Genomic DNA, 24674 nt, shown 5'->3' with positions numbered 1-24674 from the left:
TTTGTGTGCCTTTTTTACCATAATCTCATTTCCTGTCCTAATAAAATAAGTTCTTTATAGGGATCACCGTCAATGTTTAATACTTGAGCAAAAGCCGGTTCTGTTTTTAACCCTTGTTCTTTTAATTCAATTACTTCTTCTCTAATGTGTGGGTGCTGCATTAATAGCATGTGCTCCACTATCATATGTTTATATGCATTTTGGTTACGTACTGGCCGCGGTTGAGCGACTAATTCAAATTCAAAACCTTCAAATTGAAAATTCACCTTTATTGTTAAGATATTTTTAATGATTTTCTTTTTCATTTCAAATCCTTCGTATGAGCCATACAATGATCTAATTTCCTGTTCAAAAAAATCATAATTATGTACTTCCATTACAATGTCTAAGTCAGAATGAAGGGTATCAACTCTAATAGGGATTGTCCCGCAAAGTACAGGGCTATATAAAGCTAAATCCTCCATTATGTTTAGTTTATTAATAACTTCGTAAACTTTTTGTTGCTTATCATTCCCAGATTGTAAATATGTAATAGATGTAAACATAGAAGTCTCTCCTTCATTTAACGTAATACTCGTCTCACTAAATTTGAGAAAAAATTTAATCATTCCATTTTGTTCTAGGAGTACCTTTATTTCAATATATTAAGGCAAACTAACTATATTGTTCAACTTTTCTCCTATACTGCAATACTATAAAAATAAAAAAGGAGGAACTTTTATGAGCATTTTCAACATTCTTTTGACCATACACATATTATTTGGAACCATATGTTTAATTACTGGTATTGTAGCGATGGTTGCTCAAAAAAGAAAGGAAAACATACGGAATGGGGCGAAATATACCATGCGTCCTATGTTGTCATAACCCTTACTGCAATTATATTGTCTATTTTAAACTGGGATAAAATCGCATATTTATTTTATGTAGCAATTATCTCCTATTCATTTGCGATTTACGGATATCTCGCAAGAAAAAAACGATGGAGAAATTGGTTGCAACACCATATTAGAGGTATGTTAGGCTCTTATATTGGTGCAGTTACCGCACTTTTAGTAAACATTGGTATGTATATCCCTATTTTAAATCTACTTCCACCAATATGGTTTTGGTTCTTACCTACTATAATCGGTATTCCTCTCGTAGCCAGTGTATCAAAAAAATATAAAAAAGAAAGGAAAAATTAATTACATTTTGATTACTTTCTGACAAAACTTATGAAAAATAATAATCAATATTGTATTATATCAAGTTTGGCGTATAGAACTAAAAAAGAATCCAATATGTTTATTGGATTCTTTTTTGTTTATTACTCCCTTAAGAATAATACTTTTTAATTATGACTTTTCAAATCTAATACTGAATGTAAACGATCCGGATAATTAGTAAACATCCCGTCGATGCCCCAAGAAAGTAACTTTTTCATATCTTTTTCATTATTTACTGTAAATGGATGAACTTCTAATCCATAATTCTTTATTTTTTTTACGTAGGCTGCATCAATATATTTATAATTCATACCTAGACCTATGCAGTATGTTTTATACTTTTCTATTTCTGAGTCTGTTAATTGAACTGCTTTTTTATATGATAATAATTGTACTAACGGTATATTATCATTTAAATTGTGAATCTTTCGCAGACTTTCTTCACTAAATGATTGAATAATAACTTTATCATTTATTTGGTAGTGATTAATAATTTCTAATAGTTTTTCCTCCATTCCAGGATATTCATCTGGTGATTTTGTTTCGATATAATAATTAGCATTATGTCCAAACGTTTCAATAATCTCTTCTAATATTGGAACTTTAGTATCTTCAAATTCTTTCTTTGCTAAATTTGGATGCTTTTTATTGAAAAAAGAACCTGCATTCAGTTGTTTTATTTCATCTAATGTATGATCTTTTACAAAACCAGTACCGTTTGTTGTACGGTTTAATGTTTCATCATGCATAGCTATTAAATGTCCATCTTTTGTCATTTGGAGATCTATTTCTATATAGTCACCTTTTAATTGTTGTCCTAATGTATAAGCCACTATTGTATGTTCTGGTGCATATGCAGAAGCACCTCTATGCGCAATGTTTTTTATATGATTTGATTGATTAGTAGCTTTTATATAATTATGTTCATTTACTTGTTGAAAAACAAAAATGCTTATTACTGTGAAGAAACAAATGATTGTAATTATAGATGTTTTTTCATAACGGTATGTTAACTCCTATATTTAAAACAATTTGACTTGGATGATTTACTCAAATAAATGCCGATTTTCAAAAACAGTCATTTGTCCTACAACTTGAAAGCCGGATTTTTTATAAATATTTATTCCATCAGGTGAAGCTTGTAATACACAATACGTATTTTTTAATTGTTTTGCTTCTTGCAGCAGGAAATTAAACATAGTAGAGCCAAAACCTTTTCCTCTCATTTCTTCTTTAGTCGCTATATCATAAATACCGACACTATCTTTCGTACATACTAAAGAGCCAACAGATACTACCTCACCTTTATAAAGACCTAAGTATAGTTTCATATTATCGCTATTCCATAAATTTAAAGAAGAAATTTGATTATAGTATGCTTGTACATTTTTACCTTCCTCTGATGTACCAAATAGATTAGCTAACGTTTCTCCAAACTTTTTGATTTGTCCTGAAGAAGATGCTTTTTGTATCGTAAAACCTACTGGCATGTTTATTCTTGGATGAATTGTTTTTAATTCTGCTACCATCGCGATATTCTTTTCAGCTTCTTTTAAACCAAGTTTGATTAATTCGCTTTTTATAGTCTGCTCTTGCTTATCATCCCAAAACCAAACACTCATTGGAAATTTCTTTTGATTATAGTATTCTACCTCCTTATATAATTTCTCGATTCCTTCCGTTACATTACTATTTAGTAGTGTGATAATATTAAATGTATCTGCAGGTAATCCGCAGTCGACAGTAATGTAATCCTTCGTTTCTTTTACATCCATTCCATTTACCTGCCGCGCAATATATGAGGTTTTATATGTAAAATTGTCTATTAGTAACTGTTTATAATTCATTCATTTTGCTCCTTTCATAAAAATTCGTATTCGAATCCTTCAGTATTAAATATATCATATAAGAAATGTACCTATTTCTATAAAAATATCTCTATAAATCACTCTTTGCGCCCTAAAAGAATTAAAAATGATATAACGTTGTCGGAATGAAAAAAGTGGTATATAATAAATATTAACATTACTAGTAATTATTTTAGGTATTCCTAGAATAAAGGAGCGATACATATGAAAATTACTATTTATTTCGGAAGTCATGAAGATCAAGATGTTCGTACTATGGACTGTCATTTAGATGTAGAAGATACAGAAGAGATTGTATCTGTATCTTAATATAAATAATGGGATGAAACCTCTTCCCTGCAACGTTTAAGGCACCTTTTATAGGTGTCTTTTTTATTGTTTTTTCGTCAAAAACCCTTTACTTTAGTGCGTTTTAATAGTAAAATATAAATATACGAACAAACGTTCTTTTTAATTTATTTGTACATGAAGGGATGATTTCAACAATGACTCAAGCAAAGCGCAGAGGAAGAAAAAAGCAAACACCTATTATTTCAAATACAGGCTTTATCGGCTCTGTCTTTATTGATACATTGGAGTTACAAAAGAAATCCTATTATTTCGCTCGTAAAAAACTTCAAATTGTGCATCACGTACTAGATGGTCTATCTGGAGCAACGAGTGCATTATTTAAAGAACATAATACCGCTGCATACATGTCATGTGTGTATTTACATAAACAAAAGAAAATCGGCTTCGTTCTTTCAACAAAACCTTTTGAACAAAGTGATGGTGTTTCTTATTTTATAAATTATTTAATTGAAAAGAATTTTTACGGTAACGAAGAAGTAGAATATCAAGAAGTATTTAATACAGGTTTTATTGGTGTAGTATTCGCGGATTTATCTAGTATAGATCGCTTTAATTTTGAGTTTGAAATGGGTATGCTAACGAAATTAATGAAAGATATGATTATTCCGGTTAAAGAGCTCTTTTTACGCCACAATGTACCGGCTTACATCTCCACTTCTCATTTAGAGGAGCAAAATAAATTAGGTTTCGTTCTTTCTGTAAAGCCATACGATGAACGTGCAGAAGCAGATTTATACTTCGAAACATATTTAAAAGAACGTGGATTATTTATTGGTGATGAAGAGGATGATATTGATAAGATTGTTATTAGAAAGACGGCTGAATTACGATAGTTTTCCAGTACAACTCACATTAATAAATTGTTCAGTATTTAATTTAAACTTAATACCTTCCTATTGCCAATAGGAAGGTATTAATAATTTATTAGCCCTTATGCTTTTCATACATCTCTATTTTTTTATTTAGTAAATCTTTACCCCAGATTTGCATTGCTTCTAATACAGGTATAAACTTTTCCCCCTGCTCTGTTAAAGAATATTCTACCTTTGGTGGAACAACTTTATAAACTTCTCTGTGTACTAGCTCGTCCTCTTCAAGCTCTCTTAATTGTCTAGTTAAGATTCCTTTTGAGATGCCAGGTAACATCCTCAATAATTCATTAAACCTAATAATTTCATTTTTGCTTAAATGCCACAAAATCACGATTTTCCATCTTCCTGCAATTGCATTTTGGGTAACTGTTAATGGACAAATTTCTTGCTGTGTTTCTTCAGAAACCGATTCATCTTGATAACTAAAACGTGCCATAATAAAATCTCCTTTTTCTCTAAGTACTATTTTTATGACTGTGTTATTAAATTGTGCCTACTTACATAAATCCTTCTAAAGAAATAGTATATGTAATGTATACAAAAATCAAAAATAACGCTGTATGTAACGGAGGAGATTGTATGAAAGTTTTAGTAACAGGTGCAAGCGGAAATTTAGGTTCTAAAATTGTTGAGTATTTACTTACCAGATTATCAATTGAAGAAATAATTGTTGGTGTACGTGATGACAAGTCTGAAAAAGCACTTAGTTATAAGGAACAAGGCTTAGAAGTACGTGTAACGGATTTTGAAAATCAAAAAACCTTGTTTTCAGCATTCAAAGATGTTGATCGTTTATTCATCATGTCAACATTTAGTGACTTTGATACAGTTATACGTCAGCATACAAATGCAGTAGAAGCTGCCAAAGCAACAGGTGTAAAACAAATTATTTATCCAAGTGTTACAAGAGCAGAAGGAAATGACTTCTTCCTAGCGGGCATGCATAGAGCACGTGAAGTAGCAATTATTGAATCAGGTATTCCTTATGTGATTCTGCGTAACAACTGGTATGTAGAAAATGAACTTGGTACAATTCAAAGCTGTATGGCTGGTGCCCCTTGGGTGACTTCTGCAGGAGAAGGGAAAATCGGTTGGGTATATCGTCCGGATTTAGCTGAAGCAACAGCGAATGTTTTGGTAGCTGATGGTCACAAAAATAAGATTTATGAACTTTCTGGTGAAAATTTAAAACAACAGCAATTTGTTGATACATTAAGTGAAGTATTAGGAAAAGAAATTCCTTTATTAGAAGTAGATGACTCTTCTTATAAAGAAATGTTAAAAGGTGCTGGAGTACCTGAAGCCTACCTTCCAATGTTAGTAATGACTCAAAAAGGGATTCGTGAAGGAGGATTAGAATCAACACATACCCATTTGAATTTCTTATTAGAACGTCAGGCTACACCATTAAAGCAAGCATTAACACATTTATTAGTAAATACAAAATAGATAAATCAAATTCCACAGCCGAAATCAAATAATAAATTTTGTATTTAAAAAAGTGCCAGTCCACATTAGGACTGGCACTTCTTTATTACTGCCTTTATTTCGACCATCTATCACTTTAGTTAAAGAAGGATTTTTAAACAACATTATTATTTTTCAAAGGACTTTATTGCAAAATAAACATCTTTTTGTTACTTAACAAATTTACTTAGCTACGCAAAACACTATAATCTTTTGAATGAATTTCTAAATTTAACTTATTTGAGTAAGCCTTATTCAAAATAAGAAATACTATCCCTCCTGTAATTGGAAGCGTGTAAGCAGGGATATAATTTAATAATAATCCTGATAATGCCAATGCTATTGGCTGCATCATTTTACCTATACTTAATCCAATACTGAGTACCCTCCCCTATATTCATCAGGAATCTCTTTTTGCATGAAATAAATTAAAGGAATATCAATTAACGCTATTATTAGCCCTAAAAAGAACATAACAACACAATACGTAATAACGTATACAAAATCATTTACTTCAAAACTTTTGAATAGAACTGGAATTCCTGAAATAATCATAAAAACTGCCAACATTGAACTTAGCTTTTTCAAAAGATAAGAGTAAGAAAAACGATTAGTTATCTTTTTTACTAAAATTGCACCAATTATCATCCCTACTGGAAAAGTCCCTTGAATGATACCAAATTGCTTAGAACTAAGATTGAGAACTGTGTTAATAATGTATGGCAATGGAACAGTTAAAGCAAACCCTAAGAAGAAATTAAGTGAAATTAAAATTCGAAACGTATTCTTTAAGCTTTCCTTTTCAATAAAGTATGAAAACCCCTCTTTTATATCTTTAATAAAATTAATTCTCCTTTTTGGGCATTCCTCATTTATGTTGAACTCGAACAGTTTAAAATGAATAAATAATATGGATATACCCGAAAGAATAAATGAAATACCGTTGATAATTATAAAAATTTTAATATCAAAGACTGCAAAAACGATGCCACCTAACATAGGACCGAGAATTAAAGATACAGAATCGATAATTTTACTTATAGAGTTAATACTCATAAGCCGCTCTTTAGAGACGATATTTGGTTTTGCGGCTTCTAATCCTATTCCAAAAAATGTTGTAAATACCGTCATAAGAAAGGTAGTAGTATAAACGATGAATAAGTTTAATCCATAATAGCTGCTTAATATATAAACAGTTATTAATAAGCATCCACTTAGTAAATCCATACAAATAACCAGTTTCTTTTTATCAACCTTATCAGCAATTACACCGGCAAATGGATTCATAACAATCATTGGAATCGTTCCTAAAATGAGCGTAATCGCAAAATTTAACGCAGATCCGGTTATTTGTAAAACATATAATCCTAATGCGAAACTATATATAGAGCTACCGGATATTGATACTGTTTTTGCAATTGAATATAAACAAATATTTCTTAGTTCTTGGTTTCTTTTTTTATTTTCTATATGTAATCGTAAACTTCCCATAACATTTCCCTCCCGCTGAACTTTGTATTACGTACAGTGTAAGTTCTCGGGTCAACCCAATATCAATATGCTAGTATTAAAAACTTTTAAAAGAAAAATTAAAAAAGATGGGGTTAACCCCATCTTTTTCCGAAAAATGAATATGTATAAATTTCTTCTCCTTGAACAAAGAAATCCTCGTATTTTCCTCCTCGCTCTATATATTCTGAAGTTCTTTCATCTATGGAATTAAACTGTAGCTTTTGGATTTCTCCCTTGACTTTTGAAAACGTAAAATTATCTCTTAATCTAGTTGTAATTTGGCTATTTATGCTAAAATTTTTAAACACAATAAATGAACTTAATAAATAACAATCAGGTTTGAATAGATAGTTTAATTCGTGCAATAAAAAATTTTCATGCTCAAAACTGTAATTACTTGTACCAGACTGATCAATTACAATATCAACAGAATGATTCTGAATAGGTATACTTAAAAAATCAGCGCAAATAAAAAGAATGTTTCTTTTGGAATTTCTTTTTTCAATTACATCTTTTAAAAATAGAAGTTTATTCAAATCTCGATCAACAGCAATATATAAACAATCTTCTGGTAGTTCTTCATAAATATTTCGTAAAAAGAACCCAAGACCCGATCCTAAATCAAGTAGTATTTTGTTATTTAAATCTAATTGCATTAGTTTCTTTTTCGCCCATTCTCCTTCTCTATGCATATTTTCCAAATATGCAGTATCAGTTTCATGAATATAATCTGAAATAGAACTTTCAAGTGAAGATCGCTCATATGCTTTAAATAAATTGCCAGCTGTTAGAATACCTGAAGTAATAATGTATTCTTCCCCACAGTTACAAATTAACTTTCCCTCTGTAATTTGATTGCAATTAATAATTCCATTTTGAAGAATTAGGTTTTTGCTACACTTAGAACATGTAAGTAAATGAAGTACGCTTAAATCTATCCCAATAATAGAATTCGGAGTTTCATTTGTTAGCGATAAATCATTTAACACTTCTTTTAATTTATCCCTTCTCTCCTCTAAAATTTGTATTTCTTGTTCAAACATTTCGTATTTCGATTTAAATAAAGATTGGTAAAGAGTATCTTTTTCGTAATTCATAGATTTTGCTAAATTTTGATAAAGAAAAAGTTCTTTAATTTCATTCAAACTAAAACCTAGCCATTTGTACTCTAATATAAGCTCTATATCTTTTTGACAATACTCATCAAAAAAATAATGGCTACCCTTCTTTTCAGGAATAATTAGTCCGAGATCCATATAATGTCTAATTGTATCTATACTTATATTGTTTTTTTCTCCAAACTTTCCGATTTTCATAATATCACTACCATTATAATATTTGTTTATACATACTTCTTTTTTTAGTAGAAAATCCTTTTATCTATACATTATTATTTATGATACGAGAATGATGTAATGAAGCTTTTATATAATAAAAAAACCCGCGAATTATTCACGGGTTTTCCTCTTAATAACTAATTGCTATTGTTCCTTCACCTGCATGAACAGCAAATGAAATCGGCAATGGATAAAGCTTGAAATCCATTTCAGGGAATGCTTGTTTAATATCTAAAATCCATTCTTCAGCTCCATCTTTATCGTTAGCATAGAACATATGAAGTACTTTTGGTAATTCTTTTTCAAGCTCATTTTTAATGTATTCTCTACATTTTTGGATTTTACGCACTTTCTTTTCAAGTAAAAGTTCCCCGCCTTTTACTTCTAAGATTAAGTTGACACTTAATAAACTTCCAAGTAAAAATTGAACTCCCTTTACTCGACCACTTGCATATAAACCTTTTAAGCTTTTTGGAAATACATAAAAAGGCCTTCTTTTTTCATCTACTAATGTTTTATGTATATCTTGTAAAGTCATACCATCATTGTATAACGTTTTAGCTTTTCTCAAAAGTTCATCCATTGGATAACTTGTCGTTTCACTATCTAATACAGTTAAAGGGAAACCTGCCATATCAGCAGCTAACTTCATATTTTGATAGGTCCCACTTACTTTTCCGCTAATAGCAACTGCAAAGCCTTCTTCATATTCTTCTTTGCATTTAGTAAATAATTCTACCATTTCCCCTATGTTAGGTTGCGAAGTAGTAACTGTTCTTCCATCATTTAACGCTTCATAAAGACGTTTATGAACTCCTTCTTCACAATCCTTATAAGACACTCCATCAATAATAACTTCAATTGGGATAACAAAGTTATCACCATCTGTTGTAAAACTCGCAGTTGTACTATCAGTAAACCAAGCAACACGCTTCATGTTGTTCCTCCCTTATCCTGTTCCTCTTTTCTGACTTTTCTATATATTTATCTTACGAAAAGAGAATATCCCCTGTAATAGTAACAGGACTTTATTATTTTGGCTATAGTAGATGTAATAATAAATGTGAATGTTTTTTGTCTATTAATCAAAAAAAGAAAACCACAAAATTTCCCGGCCTTCTTTTAACATTACTTAAATGTTTCGTTATCTAAAATTACAACATAATCATTCGTCAATCGGCCAGCTTCTTTCGTATAATTAACAAGCCTTTGTATGTTATCACAGCTAAGTTTTGCTCCCCATACGAGTAATGGTACGCCGATAAAGTCGATGTGGAACCTTCTAGAAAACAGACCACCGAAAGTCATTGGTAAAGGAACTGTTGGTGATGTATTAGAAAAGATAATCTTTTCATGGCTATGATAATGTTTTTGCAGAATCTCTCCTAAATGCTTCATCGCAGGTACAACGACTTTGGATGCCCCGCACCCAATTGTATATACAGGATTTTCATATTCATCTTGTCCATGAAAAATAATCTTTCCCATATCCTCTGTTTTCAATTTATTAAAGTAATCTACATTTAATATTTCTTCTTTCGTTAACTTACGATCTGTTGGTAATTTATTTAAATGATAAGCTGCAGCGAGTGCAGTTGAATGCGTTCCACCGAAATCTGTGTAAATGAATATCATATTATCATCCCTTGTTGTAAAAGTTCAATATTATTTAGTATTACCGTTCACATCGTTGTTAAACAAGGGACGAATGTATTTACGCTTTTTGTGTTAATTCATTATATTTTTTCCAAATATAATAGCGTCTACTAATTACGGTACCTAATGTAATACATAAAAAGGCATTCGTTACAACCATTAATGTGTGGTGAGTACTGCCAGGAAACATACTTTGCTTAATCACGATTTTTGCACCTAAAATAACAAGGAGAATAATTGTACTTAACCAATTTCCTTTTCGTAATACATGACCTGTTTCACTATCTAATCGAAATGTTAAAGCTTTTCCCCTAATAACTCCAAGACCCAATCCAATTCCAAGCATTGCAACGAAGAGAAGTCCTTGCAATATATTAAATTGTCCCATATGAATAATGGACTGGATTGTTACAAAGCACAGCAAAGCCGGAATGAGCCAAATACGATTAATATTCACTTTGTATTCCTTACCTTGAATTAATACAATTATAAGAATAACAAATAGAATATCCATTTAGAGTCCTCCTATATACTTGTTTACCTTTGAAAATTATATTTGTCTCTGTTCATATCATACTTGAAATACGATAGCTACTTTAATTTGTATAATAGGGAATGTGATCTCCCATCAGCCTTAAGCATAATTTATAAAAGTAAAAAGACGTACTTTTTACTCATACGTCTTTAGTAGATTTATTAGTACATTCCTAAACTGGTTTAAACTTTTTATTTATCAATAAATTCTACACCTTTAGAGTTAGTTTTATCTAATACTTGAATGTTAAATGTAGCAGCTAATTTTAAAGTGATTTTATAAATGGAATATCCAATTATAGAACCTAGAACGTTACAGATTACATCATCAATATCGGTAATACGTCCCCCTCCACTAACTAATGACTCGATTAATTGTAACAATTCTATACTAACCGATATGATAAAACCTAATAAAATAGTATTTTTAACTTTTTTGAATTTATTCCATATAAGTGGTGCTAAAAACCCTAAAGGCATTAATAATAAAACATTCCTGCCTACATTTCTTACGATTAGACCAATCATAAATAGGACATCACCATCATAAGTACTCCCTATTTGACCGATATCTTTAATAATTGATGCAAAAGGAATAATATTGACTGACCGATTAAGATTTTCAACACTAGAAGGAAACCCGATTGGTAAAGGGAATAAGGTTACTGCAACAACCATACAAATGTATACTGCAAATAGAAAACTAATTAATTCTTTCCACCAATTCACATGCTTTTATTTTTGAACCCAATTAATATACTTCGGACAAATAAATAACAGATAACCCCAAAAATAATAAATAAACTACCGTTAATCATATGCAAATCGCTAACACATCCCTTTATCTTAATTATTCGCTTCTATTCTATAGGACTTTTCGCAGGATGGTTTTGTCATACGGAATAATGCATCTTTATATTATTGTAAATTCATTAAAGAAAAGCCTTCAATTGCGGGATTTTCATATTTTTCTTTCTCTCTAAGTACATTGTCATAATATGCTGTATCTAAAAAAGATAACGCACGGCAACGTACCTAGCCTATTTCGTCTTCTTTTTTATATGCACTAATTTTATATCCATGTAATTAAAAAGCTCCTTCTATTTCTACCATTAGTTTTTCAGGTCCTGCCCCTTTATGATAGCAGTAAATAATTTGCATCCTGAGGCAATTCCAAATCTTGTTTGTAGTGTATTGTTTATACATTCACTTCGGTTAGCATATCCAAATGAATTTTCATAGATAATATCATCATCTTTTTTTATTAAGACTACCCCAGAAAAATCTATATTCTGATGTATTTCTTTTACAATTTTCTCTATTTGATCTTTTGTTTTTATCATAATAACCACCCTTGTTTATTGGTATTGTTCTTTCCCCTTATTATTTTTCCATATATAGGGTAAAGAAACCTCCTATTCACCCACCCTTTAGTTTCAAATAAAAATCAAGGTAACTATTTCGATTTTATGGATTCAGCGGAATATTTCTTAGACTGCGATGGTAATAAGGTAAACACGCACAATATGATAGTAATAAGTAGCATTACCAGTACTCCTACAATGACCACAAGTTGCATAGAAGTGAATTGAGTTGCAACGCCGAACAGAATCGTTATAAAAATTGTTAAAACAGCTATAATGAGCCCGTATATACTCCCGATTCGTCCCATCATATGAACCGGAACGTTATTTTGATAAAATGTGTAAAATCCTGTATTTGCATATGCCATAGAGAAAGATAGAATAAAGAATCCGATAGCAGCTATTAAAAACTCACTTGAAAAAGCATAAATCAAATATCCGATTGCAATGAATAATGATCCTATCCCAATTAGAAATGAAGGTGCTAATTTTTTTGATAAAATTGTATTTGTTATGGCTCCTAAAATAAAACCCGCTCCAGCGATACTAACTAGGAAGCCATACTCACTATCTGTTAACAATAAAACTTCTTTCGCAAACGATAGTTCAAGTGAATCTATAGCGGTAGCTAAAACCATCATCCCTTGAAATAAGAAGTAAACACAAACAATATACATAGATTTTTTACTAAAATTTAAAACTATGTTCCAATCTTTCTTTAATACAGTTAGTGAAAATTTATCATTGGATGTATTAGAATCGTCTTTTTATCAAGATTAGGTAAAAGTAATGTAATGAACCCTGATAACAGAAATGCTATAGCATTCATATATATAGCAAACTCTGGTGTACCAGTTATTAATAATATCCCCGCTACTGCTGGACCAATTAAAAATGCACCAGATCCTATTAAACTACGTAGTGAGTTGAAACGTTGTCTTTGCTCTACTGGAATTAATTTCGTCATATATGTCATAGCAGTGGGTTCATAAATCGCACTGGCCATGCTTATAAAAAATACTAAGAGATAGACAATCCAAAGGGATGGAACCAAGGGTAAAATAGCGATAAATACTACTCGATATATATCGAGGTGAATCATTAACTTTCGTTTATTTAAACGATCTATCATACTTCCTGACCACGCGTTTGTAAATAAAGTGGCTAATGGTTTTATCACATATAAAGTAGCGACAGCTAAGGCTGAGCCACCCATATTATAGACAAGTACATTCAGTGCGATTAAATAAATCCATGCACCTAAATTCGCAATACCAACTCCGGACAATAGTAATAAAGGATATTTCCAATCTTTAAGTAATTTTTTCACTTTAGGCACCCACTTTCTAAATTGTTTTAAAAAAACAAAAAAATCCCACCCCCAAGACTTTTAGTCTTAGGGACGAGATTTATCATCGCGGTGCCACCCTAGTTTGTTAATATGTCGCCATATTAACCTTATCAGGTACTGCACTATTTTCATGCTTATACCTTAGCTCTATAACGGGAGCTCCCGTCACACCATCCACTTTTAAAAGGTTCCGATGTGCTGCTCAGAGGCTTGATTCAATAAAGAATTTTTGCTCCTTTTCAGCTAAATGGAGCTCTCTGTGAAAAATTCATTTTATCTACTCTTCTCTTCACTGCATTTGGTTTTTCCATATTATCACATAACTATTTAACTGTAAATAATAAATAATCAGATATTTTAAGCTATGCCAATGTTAATAGTCTTATTTATTATTTTTTCTAAAAATTACGGTGCGTGAAATTAGTTGAATCTCAAAAAAAAGAGCCAATTATATATAGGCCCTTCAAAATTTCCAAATTAATTCGTGTTTGCCTCTACTAACGGTTGTAGCGGTGGTTCTAATTCTAGTTCTAAAGTGTCACCCTCTTGTAAATCTTGTCCTTTTTCAATACTTTGACTCGTTACATAGCCCATACCTGAAGTTTTTAAATCTAATTTTAATAGCTTGGAGAAATACATAACATCACGCATTGACCAACCTTTTAGGTTAGGCATTTTCACATTACTTCCTACTAGAAGTATGCGATCTCCTTCACTCATTACTTCGCTAGTCTGTGGATATTGTTTTATTATCTTTCCTTCTCCTAATAATACCGGCTGAAGTTTCTCTTTTTCTGCAATATTTTTTACAGTATCCATTGTTTGATTTACATAATTTTGTACTTTTATTTCAGATTGCTTTGTTGCATCTACCATTTGCTTTTCTGTATATGGTTTCACTTTTAAATATTCTAGACTATTTTTCATAACTGGTTTAAAAATTTCAGCAAGAGGCTGAGCACCGTATTCATTCCCCTTTAATTTAGGTTGCTTAATGGCTAAATATACGACTAATTGTGGATCATCAATTGGAGCCATTCCTAAGAATGAAAAAATATAATTATCTTTCCCTTCCATATATCGTCCATTTTCAGGATTCGGAATTTGCGCTGTCCCTGTTTTACCACCAATCGGATAGCCATCAATTTTATACATCGTTCCCGTTCCTTTTGATGAAGTAATAACTCGCTCCATTAAGTTTCTTACCTCTTCTGCAGTTTCTTTTTTAATCGGATTCCCTATTTCTTTAGGTTGATTTTCCATAATAACTTGTTTATTTGTTGGATTTACAACCTTATCAACAATATAAGGTTGCATCATTTTCCCGTCATTTGCTATAGCTGTGGCCGCTTGTACGATTTGAATAGGAGTTACAGTTGAGCCTTGGCCGAAAGAAGTAGTAACTTGTTGAATTTGAGTATTTAACAATAATGTATTTTTACTTTCTCCAGGTAAATCTATCCCTGTTTTTTGATTGAAACCAAATTTATTCATATATTGCTTGAATTTATTTGGTTTCAGTAACTGGTCTTCTAAAATAGAAAAAGCAACGTTCGATGACCGTTCAAACCCTTCATCAAATGTAATTGAGCCCCATCCATAGCCGCCATTATGATCTTTAATCTCTGCTGAACCAACTGCGTATTTTCCTGATTGGAAATATTCTTTCCCGTTATATACACCTTCATTAATTGCAGAAGCTAATGTAAAAACTTTCATTGTAGACCCTGGTTCGAATGCATTCGCAATTGGATCGTTTAAAAAATATTCAATGTCTCCCTTGTTAGGATTATAACTAGGCTTACTAGACATTGCTAAAATCTTACCTGTTTTTGGATCTGCAATAATTCCTACTAACATAGAAGGGTCATAGTGTTGCGCCGCTTTATTCATCGCGTCTTCTAAAAAACTATTAATTTGTTTATCAAGCGTAAGGTATACGTTATTTCCATTTTTAGCAGGTTCTACTTTTCCTATATCATTTGTAAGTGGGATTCCTTTTCTTGAACCTACATATGAAACATTACCATTTGTAGAGCGCAAATATTTATCCAAACTTTCTTCAAGCCCAAACTTCCCCACCGCATTACCTTTATCGTCTGGTCTTGCAAAACCAAGTATATACGAGGCGAAATCTTCATTTGGGTATACTCTGGCTTTTTCTGTTGTGAAAGATACACCTGGTATTTTCAAATTATTAATCTCTTCCTTCGCTTCTCTAGATAAGTTACGTCCAATTTTACCAATTTCAACTTGCGTACGTCCTTCGTGAAAATTTTTCATGATCTCCTCTTTATCAACTTCAAGCGCATCTGCTAAACGTTGTGCGGTATCTTCTTTATCTTTTAATTTATCTTTTCCTTTTAGGTTTACAACGATGCGATATGTCGTTGAGTCTTGGACTAATACTTTACCGTTTTGATCATAAATTGTCCCGCGATTTGCCTCTAAAACTCCATTTTTGTTTTGTTGTTCCTTCGCAAGATCCTTTACATTAACATTATGCACGACTCCTACTGCTTGAATATAAAATATACGTAAAAGCATAGTAAGAAACAAAACAATAAAAGCAATCATCATATATCGAGCGCCTTTATTCGTTTGAAGTTTATGCATACTAATCTCCTTTCCTTTACAATGCATTAATGCGAAGATGCACTTTTTTATTTTAGATACTATATTTTTCGTAGTTTTTTCAGTGAATTCCTCTAAAACGATAAGAAAACAATCTAAGTTGCTATTTGTTTCTGATTGTTTATGTTTTTAAATATTAAATACGGTGAGTGAAATTTTTCGAATCTTCAAATAAAAAGAACCTACTTTTTGGTAGGTTCTTAAGTTTACGCTATGTGGTTATATTTCGCTAAAAAAGGAACTCGTTTTGCTACTAGTGAATACATTTTGAAAATAAAACTTGCTAACGGTTCAAATATACGTGCGCTTTGCATCACTAATCCACTTGTAATAAATGTTAAGAACGCAGCACCAAGTATATCTAGAGGATAATGAACGCCTACGTACATGCGTGATACACCGACTAATATTGCCCATATTAACGCGATATATTTAAGTTTTTCTCCTCTTAGAATAAATACGAAAGCAATCGAAAATACGAGTACAGAATGATCACTTACAAATGATGAATCTGCTGCATGCGGTACTAATTGATTTACATGATGTGTTATAAAAGGACGCGGATGGTAATATACCGCATGTATAAGGACATTTACTAATAATGCAATACTAACTGAAAGTGTCGTATATAACACTGTATATTGTTTTCTAATTGCATTCTCTTTCTTTCCATTATTGAACCATAGGATAAGCATAAATAGTATTGCTACATATGCAGCACTATTTGTAATAGCGATCATTAGCGTATCTAATAGCTTGGATGATCCAGCAAAGTTATTAATCCATTGAAATACTGTGTAATTCATATTACTCTCTCCTTATTATTACTCATTGTACTTTAAATAAAGATACAAGTGTTCTTGATTTACACAGTATACAACATCAATATGAAAATGGACTTAAACTTTTCTCATCTAATTCTCATTTTGCTACTATTCATTTGACAATGGCGTAACTATTTACACGAGCTAAATATGTATAAAGGTTGTAAACCATTTTAAATAGTATGGTGAACACTCTATGCATGAATATAATACATAACATATTCATTTAAATATATTAGTTACGAAATCATATTCTTATTCCATACGAAGGGCAATATTACCGAATTGTTCTCCTTGCTGCATTCGATTTAAAGCTTGGATTGCTTCTTCTAATGGATATACTTTATCAATAATTGGTTTAATATTATGTTTCTCTATAAAATGAACCATCTCATTAAATTCTTCACGGCTTCCCATTGATGTTCCCATAATATCAATTTGATTATAAAATAATGCTCGTAACGGTAATTCGATTTTATCTCCTGAACTTGCACCAAAGTTAACGATTCTTCCATTTGGTTTTAATATATCAAAATATTTTAAGAAAGTCGCCGGACCTATACTATCTATAATTAAATCCACTTTTTCTCCATGTAGGCACTCTTCCCAATTACCAGAACTATTAAAAGAAAAGTCTGCACCATATTTTTCAGCAGCCTTTCTTTTTCCCTCTATCCTTGAAGTAACACTCACCTTTGCTCCAATTGCTTTAGCAAATAACATAGCATAAGTAGCTACACCACCGCCGATTCCCGGAATTAGGACATGTTCTTCAGGTTTTAATCTACCTTTTGTAAAAAGCGCTCTATATGCAGTTAATGCCGATAAAGATAAAACGCCAGATTCTTCCCACGTAAGATATGATGGCTTTTCCACTACATTTTCTGCTGGTACAATAACATATTCAGCAAACGTTCCATCGGCTGGTCCACCTAGTACTTCAGGTAACTCTGGTATTTCATGAGTATTATTCCATCCAATACTAGGGTTAATAATAACCTCGGTATGTAGTGAAATATTTGAAACTCCTTCTCCTAGTTCTATAACAATACCTGCACCATCTGACCCTAAAACTAATGGTAGTTCCATTTCTTTTCTATTATTCATTATAAATAAATCACGATGATTTAAACCTGCTGCTCTTAATTTCACTTTAACTTCCCCCACATTAGGAGTTATCTCCGGTGATAATTTATATTCTAAACCTTCTAACCCTTTTTTATGTTGATGTACAATAGCTTTCATTAATTATTCCCCCTTAATCCTTTCAATGTACTTTAAATATCGAAATAAATAAAATAATTTGATTACTAAGCATCAAAAAAGGAGGAAATACAAAATGTATTCCTCCTTTTAAAGAGTATTTTCAAAAAGAATTTTTTACCTTTAACTATTCATGTGTAGTATCAGGAAATGTAATTGTAACAATTGTTCCTTCGTTTTCTTTACTCTCTAATTGAATAGCTCCGTTATATTTTTCTACAAGCCTTTTTGCAATTGATAAACCTAGCCCATTTCCACCTTGTTTTCGGCTTCTCGCTTTATCAACTCTATAAAAACGGTTAAGAACAAATGGTAAATCTGCTTCAGGTATTCCTGCCCCATGATCTATTATGCGGATTTTAATTTTTCCTGACCGCATACTTGATTCAATGCAAATATACTTATTAGCTTCTTTTGTATATTTCACTGCATTATCCATTACAATAATAATTATTTGTTCTAAGTAAGATGATGGTATTGAAACATACGCTTCATCTGCATCCAATTTCATATCAAATTGAAAGTCAGTTTGCAGTATTGCAAAGTTTTGTGTAACTTGTTTTAATACGCTATTAACATGGACTCGTTCAGCTGCTATTGGATGTATCTGTTCTGATTCAGCCCTTGATAGCTCTAGCAATTCTGAAACTAATTTATTTAATCGATCTACTTCTTTTAAACTGGATTGAAGAGATTTATCCAATATAGCTGGATCATTTTTCCCCCATCGATTCAGCATTGATAAGTGCCCTTGAATAATTGTTAATGGTGTTCTTAATTCATGCGATGCGTCTTCTACAAACTGTTTTTGCTGTGTAAAAGAAGTTTCCACTTCATCCATCATTTCATTAAAAAGAATCGATAATTTTGCGAGTTCATCATTATTTTCTCGTACTGGAACTCTTTCATTTAGTCCGTTTTTCTTAATACGCTTCATCGTATCCGTTATGTTTTGAACACTTGATAAAAGCTTTTTCGTTATAAGTATTCCGCCTAAAAAACTAAACACTAATCCACATATCCCTGCAAAGACCATTACCACTAAGATAATTTTTAATAAATGATCAAATGTCTCTAAGTTTTTCGTAAGTTCAATAGTTCCCGTGAATTTTTTTGTTTGAATTGGTATGCGCTCAACTAATATTCGATCTTCTATATGTCTTTTTATTAAGGATTCATCTTGGGTAACCTGTTTTGGTTTTATCCAAGCTTCATTAAAATCTCGAGAAACAGTAACAATGGGCTTTCCATCATTTCCGATAATACGAATCATTTGATGTTTATCAATCATATTATTTAGAAATTCTTTACTATTTTCAAATGTTTTGCTCGAGAGCATTTCGTTTTTATCTTGAAAATATGCCGCTATTTCTGTCAATTGTCTGTTTATTTGTTTCTGTTCATAATCTATAGTCCACTTATTAATTACAATGAATTGTAACGTGCTATACAAAATAAACAAAATGAATACTAGTGTAGTGGACCAAAGTGTTAATTTCCACTTTATAGGTAAATTTCGAATTCGGTGCACAATGTTTTTTATCATTTCATTATATATCCAGCACCGCGAACTGTTTGGATATACTCCTCCTTATCCACACTATGTAACTTATTACGTAAATAACGAACATATACATCGACTATATTCGTCTCAACCATTGCATCATAACCCCATACTTGGTCCAGTAAAATATCACGGGTAAGAACTCGATTAATATTTTTCATAAACATAAGCAGTAGCTCGAATTCTTTATTTGTAAGTTCAATTTCTTCATTTCCTTTAGTTATAGTTCGAGATTCAATCTGAAGCTGTAGATCTTTAAACGAAAGAAATGATGCGTGCTTTTGCTCTGTATTTTCTTCTCTCCTAAAAATCACTCTCATACGTGCTAAAAGTTCTTCAATTGCAAACGGTTTTGGAAGATAATCATCAGCTCCACTATCTAACCCTGTCACACGGTCCATAATACTATCACGAGCAGTCAACATAATAATAGGTGTACTTTTAGTTGCTCTTAGTCGACGACATACTTCCAGTCCGTTTAATCCTGGTAACATTAAATCAAGTAATATGAGATCGTAATTCTTTTCAAGTGCTGCTTCTAATCCCTTTCTTCCATCAAGTTGTATATCTACTATATATCCTTCATACTTTAATTCTAATTCTAAAAAATCTGCTAAGCTTTCCTCATCCTCAATAATTAGTATATGTTGCAACGATACTTCCTCCTATACGATTAAATGAATAAGTAATTCTATTCCGAATATAATTGCAACGATTTGATGTGTTTTTCGATACATTATCAATTTCGTTTTCTTATTAGTTTGTTGTAAAACAAATCCCGCAATCCCTAATGCTATTAAGGTTAAAAGAGAAAATATACCACTGTATACTAGCATAATATGCCGACTTCCTTTTATTAAAAAGTAAACACCGTGAGTAGTCGCAACAGCTATTACAGCGTATCCAATTAATACGTGAAAATGTTTTATAAAAAGATATAGCTCTTTAATTATTTTAAATCTGTGAATATGTTTCTTCTTTAAAAATAACCATATATGACGTAAGAACCATAATGATGCAGCTATAATTACCCCGTATTCACCTAAAGAACCTAATTTCTTATTTAGCCATTGTACATTTAATACATTCCCGTACAAAACATTAATAAATAGCAATTCTACACTACAAACAATAAAAGTAATACCGATTATTTTAACATATATATGGAAACATTTATTTCTAAGTATTTTCTTCATTTTATATAATCTCCTTTTGACTCAAAAGCTCTATAATCAGCAGTGTATCAAGTAAAGAGAGAATAACATGAGAGAAAGATTAAAATAAAATGAGAATCTGCAAACTACTTATATTTTATTTATCTCCTTTTTGGCCAATTCTAATATGTTGCAAATAAACGGTGCTTTTGCATTTGTATATGAAACACGATCAAAAGGATATGCAGCAGCAAGCATCTCTTTTAATACTCTATATTCTTCACGTGCCCACTCATGATTTATTAGAAAGTCTCGAAATAAAAGGTTGTTCCTCCATTCCTCGTTATTATAAATATAAACATGTAAATGGTGGGTACCAGCTCTCCATTTACCTTTTCTAAAAAAACGCCAATTAGGTGTTTTTTTAGGAACATATTCATAGCCAATTTCTTCTAGGGCTTCCCTCCAATTTTCGGTAATTTGTAAATTTGTTACGCCGATCATCATATCAATAAGAGGTTTAGCCCCTAACCCTTCTACGGCTGTGCTTCCTATATGTTCAATAGCAATAATTTCTTCATGGAGTAACGGCACAAGTTTATTTTTTTCATTTAAAAACTCTGTATGCCAATATTGTTGGTACGGTTTAATTATGATTTTTCCATCCATTTGCTTTCCTCCTTATAACTATATATTATTATATTTATAAAATTTAAGTTTATAAATATAGGGATTTCACAAAATATGTCGAATACTGTAATGGACAACTTAATTATATTAAATTTGAGGTGAATTATGAAAGATATTCCAGTTAAAATTCAGTTAGATACTATAACATTCCAACTAAAAAAACATCATAATTTTGATTGGCTTACAAAACTAGGTACAGTATTTGCGGTTTTTGACCAACAAGATTCCGGTAATATAAGTTTTGGTGTTGAAAAGAATGGGAAAAAGAACTTTATAAAATATGCAGGGGCACAAACACTCGCATATAATGCTTCTACAAATGAAGCTATACAAAGATTAAAAAGCTCAGTTACTATATACAATGAATTAAAACACGTTTCTCTTATAAATTTAATTGATCACTACCCTGTACAGCATGGATATGTTTTAATTTTCGATTGGTTTGACGGTGAATGTCTTCACTCGCACTGGAGTTTCCCACCCCCAGCAAAATATAATGATCCTAACTCACCATTTTATAAATATAAAAAATTATCCGTTAAAAATAGGCTAGTTTCATTAAATTCTATTTTTAATTTCCATACTCACGTTGAACACAAAAACTATGTAGCTATTGATTTTTATGACGGTAGTATTTTGTACAACTTTAAAACTAATGAAACAAAAATTTGTGATATTGATTTATACAGTAACAAACCGTATGTAAATAAGATGGGACGAATGTGGGGGTCATCTCGTTTTATGTCACCTGAAGAGTTTCAACTTAATGCTATGATAGACGGGAAAACTAATGTATTTAATATGGGGGCTATAGCTTTCGCACTATTAGGTGGCGGGCAAGATCGTTCCTTTATGAAATGGGAAGCTAGTGCAGGCTTATATGAAGTAGCATACCGTGCTGTAAATGAAAATCGTAGTGAGCGCTATGCGTCAATGGAAGAGTTTAATAATGCATGGTTAAAAGCCTATAACACTGAAAATCTATAAAAACTAAATACATTGTAAAAGTACATGTAAAACTTGTACTTTTATAATGTATAATACATATGGGATTGAAATTCAGGATAACGGGGCATGTATTATGAACTTTGTTTACATTAATCAAAATGTTTTAAATAATCTTCTTTATATTTTAAGCAGTATATTTGTTTTTTATTTTATTTATGATAGTGGGTACTTCGGGAAGAAATATAAGAAACTACTTATCATTCTTTGTACGAGTATCCCACTAATTTTATGTATGCGGTATCCCATCTATATGGATGAAAATTATATTCACGATTTAAGACAAATCCCCTTTTTAATTGGTACACTTTATGGTGGATTTCCAGTCGGTATTGCATTACTCATGATTTTATTAATAATACGTTTTATGTTTTATGGTTTTAGCCTGTTAACAATCATTGTTTATGGAACGATGTTAATAATTACAGCATTCGTATCATCAAAATTTAATACATACAATAGGAAAATAAAAGTAACTTCATCTATGTTTTTAACTTTTTTCCTTGCAATATTTACAACAGTAATTGTTTTAACTCTATCAGATTTTGAAGTGAATAATTTGTACATTATTTATTTCATTCTATTACCAACTATTTTAATATTATTTATGGTCTATTTTAATGAGGTTTTAAAAGATGCAATATTTATGCGATCAAAATTAATAAAAGTTGAAAAAATGGAGATTGTCAGCCAACTCGCTGCAAGTATTTCACATGAAGTAAGGAATCCATTGACTGTTGTAAAAGGATTTACACAACTTTTAAAAACACCCAATATAACTCAACAATCCAAAGATGAGTATATTGAACATATTCTTGAAGAATTAAATCGTGCACAAGCAATTATTGATGATTACTTAACTTTTGCCAAACCGGCTTCAGAAAAACTAGATCATATTTCAGTGGAGCACGAGTTAAATCGAGTTATTAATATGATGTTGCCTTTTTGTAACATGAATACTATTAATATTACAAAAGAGTTCTCAGAGGGAACAATTATTGGTAATACACAGCACTTCCATCAATGTTTTTTAAATTTAATAAAAAACAGTATAGAAGCAATGCCATGTGGCGGTAATCTAATTATTTCTGCAACTGTTAGCAATAATAAGGTCATAATAAGGATTCAAGATAGTGGAGTTGGAATGTCGCAAGAGCAAATTAATCGATTTGGCGAACCATATTTTAGTACAAAAACGAAAGGTACTGGTTTAGGCACGATGGTTGCTGTTAAAATTATTGAAACGATGCGAGGCAGTTTAAAAATCCGAAGTATCGTTAATAAAGGAACTACTTTAACTATTACATTCCCAAAATATAATAATGAGAGCACGTTGCATAATAAATAAAAAAGGAGCATAATGGCTCCTTTTTTATTTCGATACAAAAAGTATCTGCTATGTTTTTTTAATTTACATTTAGAAGAGACTAATTAGAAATTAGTACCCTTAGCTCCAACAGCTACATCCAACAATAATTAATAAAATAAATAACACAACTAATAAAGCGAAACCTCCACCAAAACCACAAGAACCGCCGAAACTCATATTTTTTCCTCCTTTTGGTTTGAAAACTAATAGGTAGTTGATCATTTTAACTGGTTCGTATTATACAGTATGTATATCTCCCTTTTTTGAGCATGTCTTTATAAAAATTAGTAAAAGCACTCTATTGAGAGTGCTTTAAAATGGGTACCAGAAGCTTTGGAATACATTCAGCTTTAAGTAAACTGCAATAATCAAAATGATAATACCAACAAAAAGTGTGATGTAATCCTCCTTTTGTGCGTCTTTTGCATAGTACCACGTTCGTTTATCCTTTTTTCCAAAACCTCTTAAATCCATTGCATTTGAAACAGTATCAATCCTTTCTAATGAATGAATAATAAGTGGCCAAAAAATTAAAACACGGTTTTTCATACGAATCCACAAGCTCGCTTCTCCTTTTTCAAAAGGTACGCCTCTTGCTTCCTGCGCGTGTCTAATGATTATATATTCAGATTGAATACTTGGTATATAACG

Annotated in this window: 21 protein-coding genes, 6 pseudogenes and 1 other annotated feature; of the genes and pseudogenes, 5 read left to right on the top strand and 22 right to left on the bottom strand. The window is 31.3% G+C overall.

Annotated elements, in window-relative coordinates:
• Nucleotides 1–14: 14 nt before the first annotated feature.
• Nucleotides 15–545, bottom strand: a complete 531-nt coding sequence (locus JFU54_RS17285) for a DUF4269 domain-containing protein (protein WP_201065664.1) — start codon at nucleotides 543–545, stop codon at nucleotides 15–17.
• Nucleotides 546–720: 175 nt separating this feature from the next.
• Here JFU54_RS17285 and JFU54_RS17280 point away from each other — a divergent pair.
• Nucleotides 721–1187 (top strand): annotated as a pseudogene (locus JFU54_RS17280) (DUF2306 domain-containing protein).
• A 146-nt stretch (nucleotides 1188–1333) separates the two neighbouring features.
• Here the strand turns inward: JFU54_RS17280 and JFU54_RS17275 are convergent.
• Together JFU54_RS17275 and JFU54_RS17270 are read right to left on the bottom strand one after the other, a co-directional pair.
• A complete protein-coding gene (locus tag JFU54_RS17275) occupies nucleotides 1334–2194 on the bottom strand; it encodes a glycerophosphodiester phosphodiesterase (protein WP_201065713.1) in 861 nt (286 codons plus the stop codon).
• A 60-nt stretch (nucleotides 2195–2254) separates the two neighbouring features.
• Nucleotides 2255–3055: a GNAT family N-acetyltransferase gene (locus tag JFU54_RS17270; RefSeq protein WP_002189753.1), complete on the bottom strand. Its 801-nt coding sequence runs from the start codon at nucleotides 3053–3055 to the stop codon at nucleotides 2255–2257.
• A 506-nt stretch (nucleotides 3056–3561) separates the two neighbouring features.
• Between JFU54_RS17270 and JFU54_RS17265 the strand changes: the two genes are divergently transcribed.
• Nucleotides 3562–4260, top strand: coding sequence for a hypothetical protein (locus tag JFU54_RS17265; protein ID WP_012261012.1), 699 nt, complete (start codon nucleotides 3562–3564; stop codon nucleotides 4258–4260).
• A 91-nt stretch (nucleotides 4261–4351) separates the two neighbouring features.
• Here JFU54_RS17265 and JFU54_RS17260 read toward each other — a convergent pair whose 3' ends face one another.
• Nucleotides 4352–4735, bottom strand: coding sequence for a winged helix-turn-helix transcriptional regulator (locus tag JFU54_RS17260; protein WP_012261013.1), 384 nt, complete (start codon nucleotides 4733–4735; stop codon nucleotides 4352–4354).
• Nucleotides 4736–4878: 143 nt separating this feature from the next.
• On the opposite strand from JFU54_RS17260, the gene JFU54_RS17255 reads away from it, so the two are divergent.
• The gene (locus JFU54_RS17255) at nucleotides 4879–5748 is read left to right on the top strand and encodes an SDR family oxidoreductase (RefSeq protein ID WP_201065660.1); all 870 of its coding nucleotides are present in this window, start codon (nucleotides 4879–4881) and stop codon (nucleotides 5746–5748) included.
• A gap of 205 nt (nucleotides 5749–5953) precedes the next feature.
• Here JFU54_RS17255 and JFU54_RS17250 read toward each other — a convergent pair.
• From JFU54_RS17250 to JFU54_RS17180, 16 genes and pseudogenes are all read right to left on the bottom strand, one after another.
• Nucleotides 5954–7257, bottom strand: a pseudogene (locus JFU54_RS17250) (MFS transporter).
• A 113-nt stretch (nucleotides 7258–7370) separates the two neighbouring features.
• Nucleotides 7371–8594, bottom strand: a complete 1224-nt coding sequence (locus JFU54_RS17245) for a methyltransferase domain-containing protein (RefSeq protein WP_201065658.1) — start codon at nucleotides 8592–8594, stop codon at nucleotides 7371–7373.
• Between the two features lie 151 nt (nucleotides 8595–8745).
• The gene (locus JFU54_RS17240; protein ID WP_002141971.1) at nucleotides 8746–9552 is read right to left on the bottom strand and encodes a DegV family protein; all 807 of its coding nucleotides are present in this window, start codon (nucleotides 9550–9552) and stop codon (nucleotides 8746–8748) included.
• A gap of 191 nt (nucleotides 9553–9743) precedes the next feature.
• Nucleotides 9744–10250, bottom strand: a complete 507-nt coding sequence (locus JFU54_RS17235) for a DUF3189 family protein (protein WP_002141972.1) — start codon at nucleotides 10248–10250, stop codon at nucleotides 9744–9746.
• Between the two features lie 79 nt (nucleotides 10251–10329).
• Nucleotides 10330–10785, bottom strand: a complete 456-nt coding sequence (locus JFU54_RS17230; protein ID WP_063219001.1) for a DUF1453 family protein — start codon at nucleotides 10783–10785, stop codon at nucleotides 10330–10332.
• A gap of 212 nt (nucleotides 10786–10997) precedes the next feature.
• A pseudogene (locus JFU54_RS17225) lies at nucleotides 10998–11629 on the bottom strand (VanZ family protein).
• A 121-nt stretch (nucleotides 11630–11750) separates the two neighbouring features.
• Nucleotides 11751–11876: pseudogene (locus tag JFU54_RS29810) on the bottom strand (GNAT family N-acetyltransferase); the annotation flags it as partial.
• A gap of 68 nt (nucleotides 11877–11944) precedes the next feature.
• A pseudogene (locus tag JFU54_RS17220) lies at nucleotides 11945–12148 on the bottom strand (penicillin-binding protein); the annotation flags it as partial.
• 113 nt (nucleotides 12149–12261) lie between these two features.
• Nucleotides 12262–13499 (bottom strand): annotated as a pseudogene (locus tag JFU54_RS17215) (MFS transporter).
• Nucleotides 13500–13564: 65 nt separating this feature from the next.
• Nucleotides 13565–13822, bottom strand: a binding site (T-box leader).
• A gap of 175 nt (nucleotides 13823–13997) precedes the next feature.
• Nucleotides 13998–16136 (bottom strand): penicillin-binding protein, encoded by a 2139-nt coding sequence (locus JFU54_RS17210; RefSeq protein WP_002141977.1) that lies wholly within the window; start codon nucleotides 16134–16136, stop codon nucleotides 13998–14000.
• Nucleotides 16137–16360: 224 nt separating this feature from the next.
• The gene (locus JFU54_RS17205) at nucleotides 16361–16960 is read right to left on the bottom strand and encodes an undecaprenyl-diphosphatase (protein WP_012261019.1); all 600 of its coding nucleotides are present in this window, start codon (nucleotides 16958–16960) and stop codon (nucleotides 16361–16363) included.
• Between the two features lie 273 nt (nucleotides 16961–17233).
• Nucleotides 17234–18223, bottom strand: a complete 990-nt coding sequence (locus JFU54_RS17200) for a zinc-binding dehydrogenase (protein ID WP_002032421.1) — start codon at nucleotides 18221–18223, stop codon at nucleotides 17234–17236.
• A gap of 145 nt (nucleotides 18224–18368) precedes the next feature.
• A complete protein-coding gene (locus JFU54_RS17195; protein WP_002189762.1) occupies nucleotides 18369–19787 on the bottom strand; it encodes a HAMP domain-containing histidine kinase in 1419 nt (472 codons plus the stop codon).
• Nucleotides 19784–20458, bottom strand: coding sequence for a response regulator transcription factor (locus JFU54_RS17190; protein ID WP_002032425.1), 675 nt, complete (start codon nucleotides 20456–20458; stop codon nucleotides 19784–19786). The genes JFU54_RS17195 and JFU54_RS17190 overlap by 4 nt, the downstream gene beginning before the upstream one ends.
• A 12-nt stretch (nucleotides 20459–20470) precedes the next feature.
• Entirely contained in the window at nucleotides 20471–21001 is a 531-nt protein-coding gene (locus tag JFU54_RS17185) for a hypothetical protein (protein ID WP_002032426.1), read from the bottom strand.
• 108 nt (nucleotides 21002–21109) lie between these two features.
• Nucleotides 21110–21628 carry a GrpB family protein gene (locus JFU54_RS17180; RefSeq protein ID WP_012261022.1) on the bottom strand — a complete coding sequence of 173 codons (519 nt, stop codon included), beginning with the start codon at nucleotides 21626–21628 and terminating at the stop codon, nucleotides 21110–21112.
• Between the two features lie 126 nt (nucleotides 21629–21754).
• Between JFU54_RS17180 and JFU54_RS17175 the strand changes: the two genes are divergently transcribed.
• Nucleotides 21755–22636, top strand: coding sequence for a serine/threonine protein kinase (locus JFU54_RS17175; RefSeq protein ID WP_201065655.1), 882 nt, complete (start codon nucleotides 21755–21757; stop codon nucleotides 22634–22636).
• 46 nt (nucleotides 22637–22682) lie between these two features.
• The gene (locus JFU54_RS17170) at nucleotides 22683–24002 is read left to right on the top strand and encodes a sensor histidine kinase (RefSeq protein WP_201065653.1); all 1320 of its coding nucleotides are present in this window, start codon (nucleotides 22683–22685) and stop codon (nucleotides 24000–24002) included.
• A 99-nt stretch (nucleotides 24003–24101) separates the two neighbouring features.
• On the opposite strand, the gene JFU54_RS17165 is transcribed toward JFU54_RS17170, so the two are convergent.
• Together JFU54_RS17165 and JFU54_RS17160 are read right to left on the bottom strand one after the other, a co-directional pair.
• A complete protein-coding gene (locus tag JFU54_RS17165) occupies nucleotides 24102–24200 on the bottom strand; it encodes a YjcZ family sporulation protein (RefSeq protein WP_000007808.1) in 99 nt (32 codons plus the stop codon).
• A 135-nt stretch (nucleotides 24201–24335) separates the two neighbouring features.
• Nucleotides 24336–24674: energy-coupling factor transporter transmembrane component T family protein (locus JFU54_RS17160; protein ID WP_201065651.1), on the bottom strand; the 339-nt coding region annotated here is incomplete at its 5' end.

Origin of the sequence: Bacillus sp. TH19 (genome assembly GCF_016651075.1) — a bacterium.
Classification (GTDB): Bacteria; Bacillota; Bacilli; order Bacillales; family Bacillaceae_G; genus Bacillus_A; species Bacillus_A mycoides.
This window is presented reverse-complemented; position numbering and strand designations above follow the sequence as displayed.

Bases quoted from the DNA above. Each gene is read 5' to 3' on its own strand.
- JFU54_RS17285 (WP_201065664.1), bottom strand. From the start codon at position 545: ATGTTTACATCTATTACATATTTACAATCTGGGAATGATAAGCAACAA.
- JFU54_RS17270 (WP_002189753.1), bottom strand. From the start codon at position 3,055: ATGAATTATAAACAGTTACTAATAGACAATTTTACATATAAAACCTCA.
- JFU54_RS17265 (WP_012261012.1), top strand. From the start codon at position 3,562: ATGACTCAAGCAAAGCGCAGAGGAAGAAAAAAGCAAACACCTATTATT.
- JFU54_RS17260 (WP_012261013.1), bottom strand. From the start codon at position 4,735: ATGGCACGTTTTAGTTATCAAGATGAATCGGTTTCTGAAGAAACACAG.
- JFU54_RS17255 (WP_201065660.1), top strand. From the start codon at position 4,879: ATGAAAGTTTTAGTAACAGGTGCAAGCGGAAATTTAGGTTCTAAAATT.
- JFU54_RS17245 (WP_201065658.1), bottom strand. From the start codon at position 8,594: ATGAAAATCGGAAAGTTTGGAGAAAAAAACAATATAAGTATAGATACA.
- JFU54_RS17240 (WP_002141971.1), bottom strand. From the start codon at position 9,552: ATGAAGCGTGTTGCTTGGTTTACTGATAGTACAACTGCGAGTTTTACA.
- JFU54_RS17235 (WP_002141972.1), bottom strand. From the start codon at position 10,250: ATGATATTCATTTACACAGATTTCGGTGGAACGCATTCAACTGCACTC.
- JFU54_RS17230 (WP_063219001.1), bottom strand. From the start codon at position 10,785: ATGGATATTCTATTTGTTATTCTTATAATTGTATTAATTCAAGGTAAG.
- JFU54_RS17210 (WP_002141977.1), bottom strand. From the start codon at position 16,136: ATGCATAAACTTCAAACGAATAAAGGCGCTCGATATATGATGATTGCT.
- JFU54_RS17205 (WP_012261019.1), bottom strand. From the start codon at position 16,960: ATGAATTACACAGTATTTCAATGGATTAATAACTTTGCTGGATCATCC.
- JFU54_RS17200 (WP_002032421.1), bottom strand. From the start codon at position 18,223: ATGAAAGCTATTGTACATCAACATAAAAAAGGGTTAGAAGGTTTAGAA.
- JFU54_RS17195 (WP_002189762.1), bottom strand. From the start codon at position 19,787: ATGATAAAAAACATTGTGCACCGAATTCGAAATTTACCTATAAAGTGG.
- JFU54_RS17185 (WP_002032426.1), bottom strand. From the start codon at position 21,001: ATGAAGAAAATACTTAGAAATAAATGTTTCCATATATATGTTAAAATA.
- JFU54_RS17180 (WP_012261022.1), bottom strand. From the start codon at position 21,628: ATGGATGGAAAAATCATAATTAAACCGTACCAACAATATTGGCATACA.
- JFU54_RS17175 (WP_201065655.1), top strand. From the start codon at position 21,755: ATGAAAGATATTCCAGTTAAAATTCAGTTAGATACTATAACATTCCAA.
- JFU54_RS17170 (WP_201065653.1), top strand. From the start codon at position 22,683: ATGTATAATACATATGGGATTGAAATTCAGGATAACGGGGCATGTATT.
- JFU54_RS17165 (WP_000007808.1), bottom strand. From the start codon at position 24,200: ATGAGTTTCGGCGGTTCTTGTGGTTTTGGTGGAGGTTTCGCTTTATTA.